This window comes from Caulobacter segnis, from assembly GCF_023935105.1.
Lineage (GTDB): Bacteria > Pseudomonadota > Alphaproteobacteria > Caulobacterales > Caulobacteraceae > Caulobacter > Caulobacter segnis_B.
On the sequence record NZ_CP096040.1, the window covers coordinates 567,073 to 584,465 of the forward strand.

The 17,393-nt window shown below is 65.7% G+C and carries 15 protein-coding genes and 1 tRNA gene; 11 read left to right on the top strand and 5 right to left on the bottom strand.

Annotation, left to right across the window (positions count from 1 at the left end):
* Window positions 1-2 precede the first annotated feature (2 nt).
* The gene (locus tag MZV50_RS02900) at window positions 3-1,178 is read left to right on the top strand and encodes a glycosyltransferase family 61 protein (RefSeq protein WP_252632927.1); all 1,176 of its coding nucleotides are present in this window, start codon (window positions 3-5) and stop codon (window positions 1,176-1,178) included.
* Window positions 1,175-2,257 carry an esterase-like activity of phytase family protein gene (locus MZV50_RS02905; RefSeq protein ID WP_252632928.1) on the top strand — a complete coding sequence of 361 codons (1,083 nt, stop codon included), beginning with the start codon at window positions 1,175-1,177 and terminating at the stop codon, window positions 2,255-2,257. Before MZV50_RS02900 ends, MZV50_RS02905 begins: the two co-directional genes overlap by 4 nt.
* On the opposite strand, the gene MZV50_RS02910 is transcribed toward MZV50_RS02905, so the two are convergent.
* A complete protein-coding gene (locus MZV50_RS02910; protein ID WP_252632929.1) occupies window positions 2,254-3,099 on the bottom strand; it encodes an oxidoreductase in 846 nt (281 codons plus the stop codon). The two genes, MZV50_RS02905 and MZV50_RS02910, sit on opposite strands and share 4 nt — an antisense overlap.
* 122 nt (window positions 3,100-3,221) lie before the next feature.
* Here MZV50_RS02910 and MZV50_RS02915 point away from each other — a divergent pair, with 122 nt between their 5' ends.
* Window positions 3,222-4,112: a LysR family transcriptional regulator gene (locus MZV50_RS02915; protein WP_252632930.1), complete on the top strand. Its 891-nt coding sequence runs from the start codon at window positions 3,222-3,224 to the stop codon at window positions 4,110-4,112.
* 6 nt (window positions 4,113-4,118) lie between these two features.
* Here MZV50_RS02915 and MZV50_RS02920 read toward each other — a convergent pair whose 3' ends face one another.
* From MZV50_RS02920 to MZV50_RS02930, 3 genes are all read right to left on the bottom strand, one after another.
* A complete protein-coding gene (locus MZV50_RS02920; RefSeq protein WP_252632931.1) occupies window positions 4,119-4,478 on the bottom strand; it encodes a response regulator in 360 nt (119 codons plus the stop codon).
* Window positions 4,475-5,572, bottom strand: a complete 1,098-nt coding sequence (locus MZV50_RS02925) for a sensor histidine kinase (protein WP_436792203.1) — start codon at window positions 5,570-5,572, stop codon at window positions 4,475-4,477. Before MZV50_RS02925 ends, MZV50_RS02920 begins: the two co-directional genes overlap by 4 nt.
* Window positions 5,573-5,830: 258 nt before the next feature.
* Window positions 5,831-7,099: a dicarboxylate/amino acid:cation symporter gene (locus MZV50_RS02930; RefSeq protein WP_252635159.1), complete on the bottom strand. Its 1,269-nt coding sequence runs from the start codon at window positions 7,097-7,099 to the stop codon at window positions 5,831-5,833.
* 148 nt (window positions 7,100-7,247) lie between these two features.
* Between MZV50_RS02930 and MZV50_RS02935 the strand changes: the two genes are divergently transcribed.
* Window positions 7,248-7,324 (top strand) — tRNA-Arg (locus MZV50_RS02935).
* A 324-nt stretch (window positions 7,325-7,648) separates the two neighbouring features.
* Here the strand turns inward: MZV50_RS02935 and MZV50_RS02940 are convergent.
* Window positions 7,649-7,981: a hypothetical protein gene (locus MZV50_RS02940; protein ID WP_252632933.1), complete on the bottom strand. Its 333-nt coding sequence runs from the start codon at window positions 7,979-7,981 to the stop codon at window positions 7,649-7,651.
* 591 nt (window positions 7,982-8,572) lie between these two features.
* Between MZV50_RS02940 and MZV50_RS02945 the strand changes: the two genes are divergently transcribed.
* From MZV50_RS02945 to MZV50_RS02975, 7 genes are all read left to right on the top strand, one after another.
* Window positions 8,573-9,406 (top strand): hypothetical protein, encoded by an 834-nt coding sequence (locus MZV50_RS02945; RefSeq protein ID WP_252632934.1) that lies wholly within the window; start codon window positions 8,573-8,575, stop codon window positions 9,404-9,406.
* Between the two features lie 421 nt (window positions 9,407-9,827).
* Window positions 9,828-10,247 carry a DUF1795 domain-containing protein gene (locus MZV50_RS02950; RefSeq protein WP_252632935.1) on the top strand — a complete coding sequence of 140 codons (420 nt, stop codon included), beginning with the start codon at window positions 9,828-9,830 and terminating at the stop codon, window positions 10,245-10,247.
* Window positions 10,244-14,788 (top strand): RHS repeat-associated core domain-containing protein, encoded by a 4,545-nt coding sequence (locus MZV50_RS02955; protein ID WP_252632936.1) that lies wholly within the window; start codon window positions 10,244-10,246, stop codon window positions 14,786-14,788. The genes MZV50_RS02950 and MZV50_RS02955 overlap by 4 nt, the downstream gene beginning before the upstream one ends.
* 7 nt (window positions 14,789-14,795) lie before the next feature.
* Complete coding sequence (locus MZV50_RS02960; RefSeq protein WP_252632937.1) at window positions 14,796-15,167, top strand: hypothetical protein; 372 nt, start codon at window positions 14,796-14,798, stop codon at window positions 15,165-15,167.
* A 553-nt stretch (window positions 15,168-15,720) separates the two neighbouring features.
* Window positions 15,721-16,191, top strand: a complete 471-nt coding sequence (locus MZV50_RS02965; protein WP_252632938.1) for a tetratricopeptide repeat protein — start codon at window positions 15,721-15,723, stop codon at window positions 16,189-16,191.
* Window positions 16,192-16,268: 77 nt separating this feature from the next.
* Entirely contained in the window at window positions 16,269-16,862 is a 594-nt protein-coding gene (locus tag MZV50_RS02970; protein WP_252632939.1) for a hypothetical protein, read from the top strand.
* A 69-nt stretch (window positions 16,863-16,931) separates the two neighbouring features.
* Window positions 16,932-17,333 (top strand): DUF4303 domain-containing protein, encoded by a 402-nt coding sequence (locus MZV50_RS02975; RefSeq protein ID WP_252632940.1) that lies wholly within the window; start codon window positions 16,932-16,934, stop codon window positions 17,331-17,333.
* Window positions 17,334-17,393 lie beyond the last annotated feature (60 nt).

Below are 17,393 nucleotides of genomic sequence, written 5' to 3' on the forward strand. Positions count from 1 at the left end.
CCATGGTCGCCAGCGTCGACATCACCGACTGCGACCGGGTCCCCCTGGCTTCGGCGCTCGCTGGCGATGGCGGCCGCGCCGCTCGCGCCAGGCTGATGGATGGCGGCGGCATCGTCCTGGCCCGGCCGATGCTGTGGCCGTGCGCGGGCGAGCAGATGAACGCCGACCACATGATGGACTGGCCGGCGCCGGACATCGATCTCTACGTGGTGCGCGACGTGCTGTGCGGCGGACGCGGCAGCCACCTGACCCTGGACGGCCAGCCCCTGCAGGCGCGAGGGCCTTATCCGGGCTACATCAAGTACTGGTACGACAACGACATCGCGCCCGCCAACTGGGCGTTCACGGCGCCGGCTAAGCGACGGCTGGAGCGGGCGTTCGTCATCGCCCACTTCAACTTCGTCTGGGGTCATTGGCTGACCGAGATGTACCCCAAGCTGTTCTTGATCCAGGCGCTGGAACAGGCGGGTATCACCGCGCCGATCGTGCTGCCCGCGACCGCGCCGGCCTATGTGGCGCGGATCGTCCGCCAGTTGCTGCCGACGCACGAGATCATCACCTACGACCCGGCCCGCGAGGCGCTGGCGATCGACATAGCCCTGCTGCCGCACATGCTGCACGCCGACTACATCTTCCATGACTTCCTGCGCTGGAAGCTGGAGGAACAGGCCCTGGCCTGGCCGCGCGGCGGCGGCTTCGACAAGGTGTTCGTCAGCCGCGCGGGCCTGCGCGCGCCGGGCGTCTTCCGCGAGATGACCAATGAGGCCGAGATCGAGACGATCGCGCAAGAGCTGGGCCTGACCCTGCTGCGGCCCGAGACCATCCCGTGGGAGCAGCAGGCCCGAATCTTCTCGCGCGCCCGCGTGGTGGCCGGCGAGTTCGGCTCGGGCCTGCACAACGCCCTGCTGTCACCGACGGGCTGTCAGGTGGTGTCGCTGAACTGGCTGGTCGAGGTGCAGTCGCGGATCGGCAACTTCCGCCGTCACGACGTGGGCTACATCCTGCCCAGCGATGGCCGGCCGCGCCTGCACACCGTGGAAACCCAGAGCCAGCCGTTCACGATCGATCCCGCCGAGTTCCGCGCCAAGCTGGGCTTGGCGGTCGAGCGCGCCGAGACCAAGGCCGCCATGGCCGGCTGGGATGATGGCCCGCTGGCTGCGCCGGAGCTGCGACTGTGAGGGCGCTGCTCCTGGCCGCGCTGCTGCTGACCACGCCCGCCGTAGCCGCTCCGCGCGTTTCGCTGATCAAGGCCTGCGAGACGCCCAAGGAAATCGTGTTCCAGGGCGGCGGCTATGGCGGCATCTCGGGGATCGACCACGAGCCGCGATCGGACCGCTGGGCGTTCATCAGCGACGACAAGTCCGAGCACGGGCCGTCGCATTTCTTCCTGGGCCGGCTGGACGTCCGGCCCGGTCATCCGTGCGGCCCGGTGCTGGAGACGATGGTCCCGCTGCGCCGGGAGGACGGGACGACCTTCCCCGACCGCAAGGACGGCGCCGAAGCCGCCGACGGCGAGTCGATCCGTTTCGACCCGCTGAGCCGCGACCTCGTCTGGTCTACCGAGGGCGACTTCGATCACGGCTATCCGCCGTCGGTGCGGCGGATGAAGGCCGACGGGACGCCGCTTGAACGGACGGTGGTTCCCGACTCCCTGACCTTCCACGCCGGCGGCCTGACCGGCGCGCGCAAGAACGCCACGGTCGAGGGGCTGACCTGGTCCGTTGACGGATGGTCGATGTGGCTGTCGATGGAATGGCCGCTGGCTCAGGATGGTCCGATCCCCTCGGTCGCCGAGGGCGGTCTCGTGCGGCTGACCAGGCTGGATCGCGCGGGCAGGGTCCTGGCCCAGTACGCCTATCGCATCGATCCGGTGCAGGAGGCCTCGCCGGTGGGCGTGAACGACAACGGGATCAGCGAAATCCTGACCCTGGATGATCACCGTCTGCTGGTGCTGGAGCGCTCGGGTGTGAAGCGGGCCGACGGACGCTACGGCTATCATGTCCGCCTTTATCTGGCCGATCTGGCCAAGGCCCAGGACGTCGCCAAGATCGACAGCTTGGCGACCCTGCCGGTGAGGACGGTCGAGAAGCGGCTGCTGCTGAACTTCGATCGGCTCGGCATCCGGATCGACAATCTGGAAGCCATGGCCTGGGGGCCCCGCCTGAAGGACGGGGCCCGTACGTTGGTCCTGGCCTCGGACGACAACTATGACGCCAACCAGATCAACCAGATCCTGGTGCTGCGCTTCGCGCCCTAGGCGGCCGCTTCGTCGGCCGGGAAGTCGGTCGAGACCGCCACCGCGCGCCAGGCGTCGACGACCTCCAGCAGTTCGGCGGCCTTGGCCTCGGTCGCGGCCGCCGTGTCGCTGCCGAGCGGCAGGCGGACCGGCGGATTCTCCGCGTCCACGAAGTCGACCAGCACCTGGGCCAGGCGTTCGGGGTCGCCGGGCTGGGCGTGGCTGACTTGGGCCGCGCGGACCCGCGTGGCGCCCGCCGTCTCGTGATAGTCGGCGATGCTGGCCGGGCTGACGCTGAGCGAGGTCGCGTCCAGGAAGTCGGTGCGGAAATAGCCCGGCTCGACGGCAGTCGCGAAAATCCCCAGCGGCGCCAGCTCGGCGGCCAGGGCCTCGGTCAGACCTTCGACCGCGAACTTGGTCGAGCAGTAGACGCCGAAGCCGGCGCCCGAGCGCAGACCGCCCACCGACGACAGGTTTAGGATCCGACCCGAACGTTGGCGGCGCATATGCGGCAGCACGGCCCGGGTCACGGCCAGCAGGCCGAAGACGTTGGTGCGATAGAGCGCCTCGACCTCGGCGCCCGTGGCCTCCTCGACCGCGCCCAGCAGGCCGTAGCCGGCGTTGTTGACCAGGATGTCGATGCGCCCGAAGCGCTCGACGGCGGCCTTGGCGGCGGCGTGAGCCTGGGCTTCGTCAGTGACGTCCAGGGCCACGGCCAGCAGGTTCGGGTGCTGGCCGATCCGACCGATGACGCTTTGGGGATCGCGGGCGGTGGCGACGACGGCGTCGCCGGCAGCCAGGGCCTTCTGGGCGATCAGGGCGCCGAAGCCGCGCGAGGCGCCGGTGATGAACCAGGTGCGCATGTCTCGTTCCTTCCGTTTGGGCCGCGTCCGGGAGCGTCGCGGCGACGGAGGAACATCTAGACCCGAGCCTTCGATGAGGTAATCATGTCAGTTCTCGTCGAGCTATTGAGTCAATCTCAGCAATGCGTCCTGTCGCGCCCGCCGATCTCGCCAGCTTCCTGGCCATCGCCCGCCACAAGAGCTTTCGCCGCGCCGCCGACGAGCTGGGCTGCACGCCGTCGGCGCTGAGCCACGCCCTACGCGGCATCGAGGAGCGGCTGGACCTGCGCCTGGTCAACCGCACCACCCGCAGCGTCGCCCTGACCGAGGCCGGCGAGCGTCTGTTCGCCCGCGTCTCCCCGGCTTTCCGCGACATCGACGACGCCCTGGACGACCTCAACAACTTCCGGGGCCAGCCGATGGGCGCCTTGCGCTTCAACGCCTCGCGGGGCGCGGCCGAGCTGGTTTTGCTGCCGGTCGTGACCCGGTTCATGGCCACGCAGCCGGGCGTCAAGGTCGAGATCATGGTGGACGGCGCGCTGGTCGACATGGTCGCCGAGGGCTGCGACGCCGGCATCCGCTTTGGCGAGACCATCGCCCAGGACATGGTCGCCGTGCCGATCGGCGGACGCCAGCGCACGGCCATTGTCGCCGCGCCGTCCTTCTTCGAAAGGCATCCCCGGCCGACCTCGCCCGAACAGCTGAAGGACCTGCCCTGCATCCGTTTCCGCTTCGCCAGCGGCCGTCTCTATCACTGGGAGTTCGAGCGCGGCGGCGTCGAGCTGAACATCGAGGTCGACGGCCCACTGACCCTGGGCGACCAGGGGCTGATGATCCAGGCGGCGCTGGACGGGGTGGGGGTGGCCTTCGCCTTCGAGGATCAGGTCATCGACCTGATCGCGGCCGGCAAGCTGGTGCGCGTCCTGGAGGACTGGTGCCCCTACTACGGCGGCTTCTATCTCTACTATCCCAGCCGTCGCCGCGCGCCCGCGCCGCTGCGGGCTTTCATCGACTTCATCCGCGAGGGCGGGTGAGGCGGGCTATTCGTCGCCTTGGAATTTGTCGACGGCCTTGCGCAGGGCGCCGACATTGATCGGCTTGGCCAGGACCTCGACGCTCTCGAAGCCCTTGCGCGGCAGGTCGCCGTAACCGGTGGCGAACACGAACGGCACGCCGCGCTCGCGCAGCTCCTCGGCGACCGGGAACACCATCTCGCCGCCGATATTGACGTCCAGCACCGCGCCGTCGGGCGAGGGTTCGCCGCTGCCCAGCCAGGCCAGGGCGTCGGTCACGGCGCCGAACGAGCCGGCGACCTCGCACCCCAGGTCCCCGAGCATGTCCTCGACCATCATGGCCACCAGCGCCTCGTCCTCGACGATCATCACCTTGCTGGACTTCATGCGGCGAGACTCATCCTCTTCGAAAGCGGCGCGCGCAGGGTGTAGACCACGCCTCGCGGCGTGAAGTCGAGGGTGGCCTTGCCCCCCAGGTCGCGGGCCAGGCCACGCTCGACCATCTGGGTCCCGAAGCCGCGCCGTTCCGGCTGGCCGGTCACAGCGGGACCGTCGACCTCGCGCCAGGTCAGGGTCAGCATCGGCGGCGTGGCCGCCTCGTCGACCGTCCAGCGGATGACCACCCGGCCCTCCGGCGTCGACAGGGCGCCGTGCTTGGCCGCGTTCACCGCCAGCTCGTGCAGGGTCATGTGCACCGAGACCGAGGTCTCGGCGCTGAAGGACAGGGCCGGGCCGACGACGTCGAAGCGGTCGGCCAGGTCGGGACTGAACGGCGCCAGCGCCTTTTCCAGGATCTCGTGCAGCTGGGCGCGCCCCCAGGCGCGCCGGGTCAGCAGTTCGTGCGCCTGCGACAGGGCCAGGATCCGGTTCTCGAACACCTCGGCGAAGGTCTCGGGCGACGGGCTGGCGCGCAGCGTCTGGCGCGAGATCGACTGGACGATGGCCAGGGTGTTCTTCACCCGATGGTCCAGCTCCTGCAGCAGGAAGGTGCCGTGGTGGCGGGCGTCGACCAGGCTGTCGTGCAGGCGCCCGCTCTCCAGGGCCGAGGCCGTGGCGCGGGCGATCACCTGCAGCTTTTTGACGGTCTCGGGCGAGGGGACATACTCCTCGGCCCAGTAGGCGCCGATGGCGGCGACCGGGTCCTCCAGGCGCACCGGCGTCATGACCAGGCTCTTGACGAAGGTCGGCCGGTAGGCGTCGTGCGGGATGCGCTCGTCCAGATAGATATCGGGTATGATCACCGTCTGGCGGTTCAACATCGCCCAGCCCGAGATGCAGGCGGTCAGCGGAAAGCGCTTGCCCTTCCACAGCGGGCCGATGGCGTCCTCGTCGAAGTACCAGCACTTGTCGTTGTCGCGCAGCACGAACGCGACGCCGTCGGCGCCGGAGACGCGTCGGGCGGCCTTGCGGACGACCTCGGCCACCTCGCTGATGGTGCGGGTCGCCGACAGAGCCTCGATCGTCTCGATGAGCGTCAGCAAGTCCGCTTCGGGCGTCGCGACGTCGTCTTTGGAGGCCAAATCCAGCATTACTCTAGCATCGCAGGCGGTTGTATCCGGAACCCTAACATGCAGACGGCGCCGGACAAGGCGAGCCGCCGAAACCGGGTGCGATCGCTTGCACATGCGTCAAGGTTGAGTTCGGGCGGAGCCTTGAGTCGGGTCGTCGACGGTTCTGGGGTGGGCGTCGCAAGAACGCTGTTAGCTCAAGGCTCTAGCGCGATTTTTAGCCTGGCGCGCTTACGCCGAGGCTGCTTCGGCCGGCTCCCTTTCGCCGTTCAGGACACGCGACAAACGGTCGCGGTCCAGGGCGCCTTCCCAGCGGGCAATCACCAGGGTGGCCACGCCGTTGCCAACCAGGTTGGTCAGGGCCCGGCACTCGCTCATGAACCGGTCCACGCCGACCAGCACGGCCAGGGCCGCGATCGGGATGTCGGGCACGACGGCCAGGGTCGCCGCCAGGGTGATGAAGCCGGCCCCGGTGACGCCCGAGGCGCCCTTCGAGGTCAGCATGGCGATCCCCAGCAGGGCCAGCTCCTGGCCTAGCGAGACGTGGGTGTTGGTCGCCTGGGCCAGGAACAGGGTGGCCAGGGTCATGTAGATGTTGGTGCCGTCCAGGTTGAAGCTGTAGCCGGTCGGAATGACCAGGCCCACGACCGAGCGTCGCGCGCCGGCCTTCTCCAGCTTTTCCATCATCTGCGGCAGCACCGACTCCGACGAGCTGGTGCCCAGCACGATCAGCAGTTCCTCGCGGATGTAGGCCAGGAAGCGCAGGATCGAGAAGCCGCTGGCCCAGGCGATCGCGCCCAGCACCACCAGCACGAACAGGATCGAGGTGATGTAGAAGGTCGCCACCAGCGCGCCCAGCTGGATCAGGGCGCCGACGCCGTACTTGCCGATCGTGAAGCCCATGGCCCCGAACGCGCCCAGCGGCGCCAGGCGCACCACCACGTGGATGACGCCGAAGAACAGCTTGGCGGTGTCTTCCAGCACGTCCGCGACCTTGTCGCCGAAGTCGCCTAGCCGCACGCAGGCGAAGCCGGTCAGGATGGCCACCACCAGCACCTGCAGCAGGTTGCCCTCGGCGAACGCGCCCACGAAGGTGTCGGGGATCAGGTGCAGCAGATAGGGGACCAGGCCCTCGGCATGCTTGGCCTTCTCGACGTAGCCGGCGGCGATCGACGGATCCAGCGTCGCGGGATCGATGTTGAAGCCGTCGCCGGGCCGCAGGGTGCGCCCGACCACCAGGCCCAGGATCAGGGCCAGGGTCGAGACCACCTCGAAATAGAGCAGGGCCTTCACCCCCACGCGGCCGAACGCCTTGATGTCGCCCATCCGGGCGATGCCGCCCGCGACGGTGCAGAAGATCACTGGCGCGATCACCAGCTTGATCAGCTTGATGAAACCGTCGCCCAGCGGCTTCACCGCCACCCCGACCTTGGGCCATAGCGCGCCCACCAGGATCCCCAGGGCGATGGCGATCAGAACCTGGACGTAGATCGACTTCAGATGCCGCACGATCGTCATTCCCCCGCTTCGCGCCTCTGCCCCGCGTCCCTGCTTAGCGCCAAGTCTGGGCCAAGTCGCGCCCAAGTCTCGACGGCGGGGTTCGCACGCCCCGCATCTTGCGCTATTGACCCTGCGCCGCGCGCGCCGCGGCCCGGTAGCTCAGCAGGATAGAGCAGCGCTTTCCTAAAGCGAAGGTCGGGGGTTCGAGTCCCTCCCGGGCCGCCAGAAAAAAATCAATGAAAACAATATATTATTGATTTGCTTGGCGACCTGATGCCGTTCCTCTTGCGGAACTAAAGCGAACAAAATGCGCGGTTCGGGACCCGAATCCCCGAAATAGTCCCGGATTTTGTTCCCCTCATGTTCGCGCCGTCGATCCGCGTACGTAATCGTAAGGGGCTCTCGCACCTATCGATGGCTACCAGTTGGGTCCACTAGTTGTTACTGGGGACGAACTAGCGCGGATGGGGGTTACTCGGGGGCACCAAGCGCTCGCGGCGAGCGAGGCATGAGGAGTACGCTTGGGAAAGTTCGCACCCGAAAAGTCAGCTAGACCTTTTTCAGAAGAGATTTTGCACCGAGGCCGCCTGGGTCTGCCCCCTGCATCGGGCCTTCAGCCGCTTTGAGTACCCGCCCGCTTGAGCCGATGTATTTGCGGCAGTCGAGTGCTGCGTCAGAAAACGAATTGTGCCCCTTGAACTGAAGCTCGATCGAAGCCCACATCACGCCATTTCCATGGTCGTAACGTGAGGCGCTTGCGACTTTCCCGACATGCTTCATCTGCATCAGATAAATAAAGCCTGCATTCTTCTCTGCGGCCGTGCTGGCCAATGGGAATTGGAAATGAATAACGTATCGCGCTTGGTTGGGGGTCGCTTGCACTCGGGTCTCCTGAAAATGGGCCTTCGCTTTTGGTCCACCCCCAGCTTCGCGCCTCAACCTGAAGATGACGTTTATTCGGATCCCAACGGGTAGAAATGGTGTTGTGTCGGGTCGGGCGCTATCCTGAACCGACACAAGTTGTCGGTCGCCATTTAGGGTATCCCGATACACGCCCTCGTGCCGGGAGACCGCCACTCGTATGGGCGTCCCGGCACGAGGGCGTGTGTTCACCGAGACCGACAGTTGATATCGGCAGCGATTTAAGGTCCGACTTCGGCGGCGTCGCGCCAGAAGCGGACTCTGACCTGCCTCCAGGAACTGGCAATTCAGCCCCAGTCGAGAAAACCGGCAACGACCTAGCCTGCCCATCGGCTGCACGTCCCCTCAAGCAGGCGAAGACCGGTCCTGGGGCGCGAGCGCCAGCGTCAACGTGTAGCCACCGGGGATGCCGCCGACGAAATCCTCGCGTGATAACTGGGCCACAACGGGACCTACAGCGACCGTCGTTGGCGCCAAGCGCGCCAGGGCCGTGGCCATTTCAGCGGTCAACGTCTCGCCCGTCGCCGCGAATAGAAGTTTGACGGCCAAGGTTTGAAAGTGCTCGAGGCTTGGTCCTTCAGCGCCGGGGTTGTTGATGTTGAGCTTCAGGCGAAGGCGGGTATCGCCCGCGACAAGGATGCGGCGCGACGTGAAATCTCGCTGAGCAAGGTCGCCAAGTTCCAAGAACTTAAAGCCCCCAAGCTTCCGGACCGCGCCGTCCTGGAGGCGAAGTTCGGCCCCATCCGCAAACCGAACGACGAAGTCGATGTCGCTCTTCTTCATGCGTTGGAACTGAACGCGGTCGATTTTCTGATCACGGAGGATCGCGGCATCCACGAGCGCGTGAAGCTCACGCCCTTGTCGAGCCGCGTGTTCACCGTCGTCGACGCCTTGGTCTGGCTGCGCCGCACCTTCGATCCAACGCCGGTGGCGCTGCCGCTTATCGCCGATCGGCACGCCTACGAGATCGACAAGGACGACGAGATTTTCGACAGCCTGCGTGAAGGATATCCCGCATTCGACAAGTGGTGGGCCAAGTGCGTCAACGAGCACCGACCTTGCTGGATCGTTACGGTGGACAGCGAGCTGGCCGGGATCATCGTGCGCAAGGACGAGGCGCGCGCCGAGGCCACGGTCACCCTGACCTACAACGACATCAACCAGTTGAGGGGCTGGACCAAGGAACAAGGGACGCCGATCCATCTTAACGACGCGCCCTTCGTCTTCATTGCTCGGTGCTCCGACTATATTTCAGCGCCCGTTGTCAGTCTTCGGGGCCGGCTGCTGATCCACGCCGGTGCCAAGACCGTCAAGCGCGAGCAGGAAAACGATTGGCGGCCCGTCGATTTCGTCATCCGAAACATCCCGATCAGGAGGGGGGACTGAAGGTCAGTGCAGCCTCGTCGCGTAAATGTCCGCAACCACCAGCTACGCGGCAGGTTCGCAGAGCTTCCTTCGTCGCCGCCGAGCGTCGCTAATGAGGCGGGTATTGCGGACTAAATCGCCAGCGCCCACTTATAGTTCTCACAGGCGCCCGTAAGCACCCCGGTGTGCCGCGACATAAGCGTAAGCTCGCGCAATTCGGTAGATTTAGCCCGGTCGTCCTCAGCATATCACACGAAGCTCTGCCATAAATTTGAGACGACGCTAAAAGCTTAGCCTTTGGGTGGGCTTATATCCCGAGGCTCGGATACGCTCATCAGCAATGCCATATATCCAGGTAGTCTTCTCATGTCTGAATGGGGGGGTAGGCCATTTCATCACCCCAGGGTATAGAGACTCTCGCTGCATTAACGGGATGCGAAAAGTGTATCGGATCGCCGAGGGATCGCTAACACTGGCCTCCGAGTGGCAGGACCAGAGCGTCAACGTGCTCTTGCCCATGGACGCCAAGGTGCATGGCGCAAATCTGGTCATCTCCAGGGATCGCCTACCGCTTGGTATGACGTTCCGCGATTATGTCGCTCAGATGCGCCAGAATTTCATGGCGCAGCTGGCTGGATGCGAGATTTTCGCCGACACGATCGGTCAAGTCGATGGTCGCGAGGCGCAGCTCATGGAGCTCAGTTGGCGCAGCGACGGCAAGCCCATCCACCAAGTCATCGCGCTGGTGCTGCACGAGGCCAATGCGGTCCTGAACTTCACCGGATCAATTCCAGGCGGGCGCGATGAGGACACTCGAGACGCGCTGATCTCAGCGATCACGTCGTTCACCTTCGCGCCGTGACCGAAGCGACCCCGATAGCGCACGAGAAGCTGCGGGCGCTTAGCGAGAGCACCGCGGCCACGAGCAACGCGAGCACGGTTTCGGCGATCGCGACGACGGGGCACGTCGCCTCCGGCGGCATTTTGGCCGCGGGGGCCTATTCGGCGGCGAGTTCGGGGGGACTGACCGCGCTGAAATGCTTTGGCGGTCGGGTCATAGCGCCTCTTGGAGGCGCGATGGCGGGGGCGTGGATCGCCGAACAGGTCCATGCCGACGAAGCCGCGTTCTGGGTCGCGCAGCAATTTGGCGCCCAGCGCATCGCCGGTCCCGGGAAACAGGCCGCGCACCTCACGCACCAAATCGCGCATAGCAACGCCTTCGCCGGCCTGCTCGCCGGCATAGCCGCCGGTATCGTCGTCGGCGCCCTGGTCGCGGTGAGCGCCGCCGCGATCATCGGCACGGCGGGCATGGCGGCGCCGCTCGTGGGGGCGGCGGTCGCCTTCGGCGCCGGCGCGGCGGGCGGGTTCGTCACCGCCGCGATCGCGGGGGCGGGCGCCAAGACGGCCACCCTGTCCGGCCCGATCGCCAGCGGCTCTCTCAATGTGTTCTTCGAGGGCAAGCCCGCGGCGCGCGTCACGGATATCGCCGCCTGCACCAAGCACCCGTCGGTCCCCTCGCTGATCATCGAGGGCAGCAAGACCATCTTCATCAACGGCCTGCCGATGGCGCGCATCGGCCACAAGCTGTCGTGCGACGCGGTCGTCCAACAGGGCTGCAATACCGTGCTCGGCGACGATACGACCGGCAGCTACGGAACCCCCGACGCCGAGCTGTCGATCGCGGAGCAGCTGTTGCTCTCGGTCGCCGAGGTCGTGGGCATGCGGTCGGCCGTACGCCAGGGCGGATTGCTCGACGGCAGTTTGCGGCGGTTGTTCGGCGAGCCGGTCGACATCGTCACGGGCGACTACGCCGACCAGCGGACCGACTTCCAGTACCCTGGTGTCCTGCCGCTGAAACTGGCGAGGACCTATCCTGGGCGAATGCGGGTGGAGGGCATGCTCGGCCCGCGTTGGATCTGCAATTGGTCGCAGCGGGTGCTGCTCGACCACAAGGCGGGCACGGCGTTGCTCGAGGATGCGGACGGCCAGCGACTGTTGTTCGCGATCGGCGCCGCGTTGCAGATCGACGCTCGCCATCTCAAGGCGCCCTATTATCGGCTGACCGGCACGCGCGATCGGCTTCGCCTGTTCGACAGCCGCACCCAGCAGTTTCTGCTCTTCGCGCCCGGCGGCGACGCGGCTGTGCTGGAATTGGCGGGGATCGAGGATCGCAACGGCAACCGCATCCTGTTCTCTCGCGACGCCAAGGGACGCCTGACGCAGATCCAGCATGCGGACGGCACGATGTTCCGCGTCGAAACCACGCCTCAGGGATGGCTGAGCGCGCTGTGGATGGAGAGCGAGCGCGAGCCGCTCGTACGCTACGGCTATGACGCCGATGGGCGCTTGCTGCATGTGCTGGGCGCTTTCACCGGCGAGTTCCACTATCGCTATACGTCAGAAGGGTGGCTGAACGGGTGGCGCGACAGCGGCCTGACCGAGGTGGAGATTGCCTACGATACGGCGGGCCGGGTCGTCGGCACGCACACCGGCGAGGGGATGTTCAACGATCGCTTCCTCTACTTCCCGGAGGAGCGACGCTCGCGCTATGTCGACGCCACGGGTGCGGTCTCCACCTTCCACTACGACGCCAACGGCCTGGTCGTCGAGGAGGAGGATCCGCTCGGCGCGCGCACGATCAGCGAATGGGACTCGCTCGAGCGCTTGCAGCGCCGGATCGACCCCGCCGGCCGTGAGACGCGTTTCTCCTATGACGGCGACGGACGCCTGATCGGCGAGACCGACTGGGCCGGACGCAGCGCCCGTTGGGCCTATGACGGCTGGGGCGCGCTCGTGGGCTTCGAGGACCCAGACGGCGCCGCCAGCTGGACCCGCGACACGCGCGGCAACATCGTCGCGTGGAAGGAAGCGGACGGCGCCTCCGGGTCTGCAGAGTACGATGAACGCGGCGTCCTGATCCGCGAGCAGGTCGCCGGACTCGGCGCGACACATTGGGAAAACGATCCCGCCGGGCGTCCGATCGCCCGTCATGATCCCGGCGACCGGATCTCGCGCTACGCGTGGGATCGGATGGGGCGCCTGCTGGAACTCACCGACCCGGCGGGACGGACCAGCCATTGGGCTTATCAGCGCTCGCCCGAGAACCCGCGCGGCGCGGTCAGTCACGCGCACACCCCGGACGCCGGGGAGATCCGCTTTACCTATGACGGCGAGGGGCTGATCAAGGCCCGGATCCGTAGCGACGGGCAAACGACCCGCTTCGTCCATGGCGCGTTCGACACCCTGCGTCAGATCATCGATCCGCTCGGCGCCACCACGCAGTTCGCCTACGACGGCGCGGGCCGGCTGGCGGCGATCACCGACGCGGTCGGGCAGCAATGGCGGTTCCGCTACGATCCGGCCGGGCGGCTCTCGGCTCAGGTCGATTGGGCGGGTCGTGAAACGCTCTATCACCGCGACATCCTCGGTCGCGTCCAAAGCAAGCGGATGCCCGACGGAGCCGAGCAGCGTTTCGAGTGGGACGCGCAAGACCGCATCGTCCGGGTGATCGCGGGCGAAGACGCGATCTCCTATCGTTATGACGATCAGGACAGGCTGGTCGGCGCCAGCACCTGGGTGCTGGTCGATGACGCGCCGCGGCGGATCGCCGATGTCTCGCTCGCCTACGACGGCAAGGGCCGGCTTGTCCGCGAGGAGCAGAACGGGATCGCCGTCACCTATCGTTATGACGAGGCCGGCCGGTGCGTGGGCCGCTCCAGTCCCAGCGGCGAAACGGCGATGGCGTTCGACGAGGCCGGGCTCCTCACGCGCTACGAAAGCAACGGCCACACCCTGCGCTTCGCCCACGATGCCAGCGGGCTCGAGACGCTCCGGGAGCTGGCGGCGATCGGCGCGCCGACCGCGTTCCAGCTCTGCCAGCGCTACGATCTGGGCGGGCGGCTGGCGGAACAGCGGGCGGGTGGCGTCACCGTCTTCGCGGCCGGTCGGAAGGAGCCCGACACCCTGGCGCGCCGCTACGCATGGGATCATGTCGGCCGCCTGGCGGGCGTTGACGAGACCGGGGCGGGGGCGGGCGCTGAAGGCGTGGCCCGCTATCACTACGACCCGCGTGATCAGGCCGTGGCGGTGGAGCGGGCCGGCGGCCGCGAGACCTATCGCTACGACGCGCTGATGAACCTCGCCGAGGGCCTGGCGGGCGAGCACCGCTATTGGCGCGACTGCGTGGTCGAGGCCGGCCCCAACCGGTTCCGCTACGACGCGCGCGGGCGGATGACCGAGCGGGTGCTGACGCAAGACGGTTTCCGCCCGCGGCGCTGGCGTTATCGCTGGGACGGGTTCGACCGGCTGGTGGGGCTGGAGACGCCCGACGGGGCGCGCTGGCGTTACACCTACGACGCCTTCGGGCGCCGGGTGGGCAAGACCCTGCTCGACGAGCCCAATCGGCGGGTGGACTATGTGTGGCAAGGCCAAGCCATCGCCGAGGCGTGGCATCGGCGCGGGCCCGGAGGCGGTGCCGGAGGGGTGTCCGGCTCCGGTTCGCTGCACATCGAACGCTGGCATTTCGAGCCGGATGGGGTGCGCCCGCTCGCCAAGGAATTGGTCCCCGCCGGGGGCGACGGCGTTCCCGCGTGCGGCGAAGCGAAACTGCTGCCGATCGTCGCCGACCAGATCGGCGCGCCCCGTGCGTTGTTCGATGCGGAAGGCGAATGTCGCTGGCGCGCCGAGGCGGAGCTATGGGGCCGCACGCGCACCGCGCGGGAGGTGCTGCGCGAGCGGCACGGCGAGCCCGGGGACGAGCCGGACAAGGCGTCGTGCGCACTGCGCTTCCCGGGCCAGTGGGAGGACGCCGAAAGCGGTCTGCACTACAACCTCAACCGCTACTACGACTCGGAGACGGGGCAGTACCTGTCGCCCGATCCGATTGGATTGTCGGGTGGGCTAAGGACGCATGCCTATGTGCGTGACCCGCTGAAGTGGATGGATCCTAGTGGGCTGGCGTCGTGTGATGGGCCGACGGCCTACGGTACGCCGTACCGGCAACTGTCCCAGAAGGCGCGATCCGCACTCCTTGAGAAAGTCCAGAGCCGCACGATCACTCGCGCCGAGTGGCAGCGGCTGCAGTGGCATGACCGATTGACCGCTCGACGACAGGAAGGGATCGACCAGTTTTGGCATCAGGAAAGGCAAAACCTAGCCAACGGCCTGCCTGGTACGCGAAATTGGAACGCGCAAGCGCGTCAGTCCATCATGGATGGCGGCACGCCTCGTGGCATTTTCGGGCATCATAAATACAGTGTTTCTAGATATCCTCAACTTGCGAACGATCCCGCCAATATTGCGCCAGTTACTTTCTCGGAGCATTTTCAAGGCTGGCATGGCGGCAATTGGCGGAATCCTTCGCATGGGGTTCCGCTGAAACCAGAATTTCTCCTAGATTTTTGAGGTACTGATGTTGCGGATCGTTCTGGTGATCAAGGATAGTAGCCAGGTCCCGGCCAGCATTATCTCGAAAATATCTCGCTTGTCGGGGAAAGGACTTATGGAAGTAAAGGGGGCGATCGCTGGTCATGTGCCGGTGCTGGATAAGCCTCTATTTGATCGCCTAGATTCCAGCCCTGCGAGAGATATTCTGTCCCTGTTGAGCGATCTGGAGGCCTCGAATATCCCCTACAAGGCTAGCGAGCTCAGTGGTCGAGACGTGTACAATGAGAGAAATACATATTTTGAAATAACTTCAACCAAGCTGAAAAACATAATTAATGCTCGCGAACAATCAATAGAGCAACAGCGCGCCATCGGAAGTCTAGAGGATCCGGAGTGAAGTCTTCGATATCTATTTTCGACGATCTTATTTTTCGGGTATTCTAAGCCGTCTTCGTGCGGGCCGATCGACCCCATGTCTTCGGAGTGCTGTCATGATCAGGCTACATCCGCCGCCATGGCGGGCGCGGGCGCTTCTTAGGCGCCGCATTGCCCATCCAGCTAGTGATCTGCGGCCAGGAAGTTAGATCGAAGATGGGCAAGTATTTGCAAGTTGTAGAGCCGCATTATTCGGGAGAGTACGCCGCGATCAACAATGGGGTCGCCCGTGCGCGCATCGCCGAGGCGGCGACGGCTTATGAATATCGGCTTCAGGAGGGGAAAGTCGCCTCTAACGGAATTGGCAAGGTGATCCTCTCCGCCCCGGCCGCGGAGCGCCGGACAGAAGACTTGGTCGACGTGCTGCGCTACGAACATCCGTTAGGCGAGCATCCGGAAGTCAACGCGCTGTCGTCTCTCCATGCGCGCTTTGTCGGCGAGACGCACCATGCCTTGCGGGAGCTGGGGCGGACCGCGGATGGGATCTGGACGCGCTTGAGGCGGTCTATCGCCAGGTGGCGGACGACGACTATCGGTTCAACGGTGTCTGGGCCAAGCTCAAATGGAACGCCAGCAAGACCTGCGCCGTCGGAGTCGAATGGCGGACAGATCGCCAACTGGTGCTCGGCTTCACGGTTACCGCCAAGGGCGACGAGACGCGCTGGGCGCCGTTCCTCACCTCGCCGATCGGGCTGGGCAAGATCGACACGGCGGCGGGCAAGCTGGTCTGGGAAGATGATCGCCATGCCTGGCTCTGGCACAGCAACAAGCGCGACGGATGGCGGATCGACACCGAGACCTTGCAGGTCCACTTCCTCTACGCGCCTGCCGAAGAGGGCAATCCGCACGGGCAATACCAGCTTGGTAAAATGTACCTGAACGGGGATGATTGGGTTGGCGTCGATCCCGTCAAGGCGCGCCATTGGTTGGGGAAATCCGCCGATCAGGGCTTCGCGCGCGCCAAGCGGCTTTTGGAAGATCTGTAGCAGATCAACACTACTTGGCCGAATTGGGGGGTACGCATGAGTGGCGCTCAGACCCGCCGACATCCATGAGGCGGCAAATGATCCCCGCGGAACAGATCATTGAATACCTGGAGGGGCGCGTCGCCCTGCCGGACTTTTACACGCAGATCCTGCATGACGAGTCGTTGCAGGCGTTTCTGGAGCTGGATGCGTCTATTCCGCCCTATACCAACGTGGGCAACTTGTTCCTCTACCTCATGGATCAGGACGTCTCGAAGCCGGCGACCGACATCAACGTGCGCGATGCGTTGTCGAAGCTACTGACGGCATTGGGTGTCGAGCACAAAAGCGACACGTCCAGCCTCAAGACCTATGAGCTGGTTCTGGATGCGTCGCCCGCCTGGCTCTCGCCGCCGGAAGCCTATGTAAAGGCGCTGATCGCGGGCTTCGAGACGCTAGGCGGCAGGCGGGAGAAGCTCGCCTTCGCGAAGGACAAGATCGCCCGAGACTTCCGCTATCTCAAAAAGCCGCCCAAGTGGCTCCAGTCGCCGTCCTGGCTCTTTGACGGTGATACGCCGCTGCTGTTTGTCGGACAGCTCGACGCCTCGGGCCTCGCCCACGACGTGGCGCAGATCTACGTCTTCTTCGACGAGCGGAATGGCGGCGTCCAGACATTGATGCAAGTGGCCTGACGCTCGACCAGCGTGGGGCGGCCCCGGGAAGCCAGCCGCACGGTGTGTCATGGTCGAAAGGAAGCGCGCGTGGACTGGAGCACAGACGTAGAGAAGCTTCGCGCGGCGACAATCGCAGCTTTTGATGCACTGCCTTCGGCGCTCGAGGGGCAGCGCCTCTATGCCATCTGCCTTCAGACCGCGGACGACGGCATGGGCGTCGGGTTCTGCGCCAATACCGAGGAGGGCTACGTCGAAAAGCGCGCCTCCGAGGCCGAGGTCGAAGACATGACGCCGGAGTACTCGGTTTATATGCGCTGGGCGCCCGCCGAGTGGCGGTACGAACTGTTCGGCGACGACCATTTCGCGGACGTCAATGGCGACTTCACTGCGGCCAGCCTCGATGGAATTGAGGATTTGGCCCTCAATCGCTGGGTGTTCGGCAAGCAGGCCGAATTCATCCTTCTCCGCAAGACCGCGGCGGCCCTATGACCCGCAGGGCGAAAGAGCCTTCCGGGCTTTAGACACAAACCGAAAGTCCACTTCCCGGCG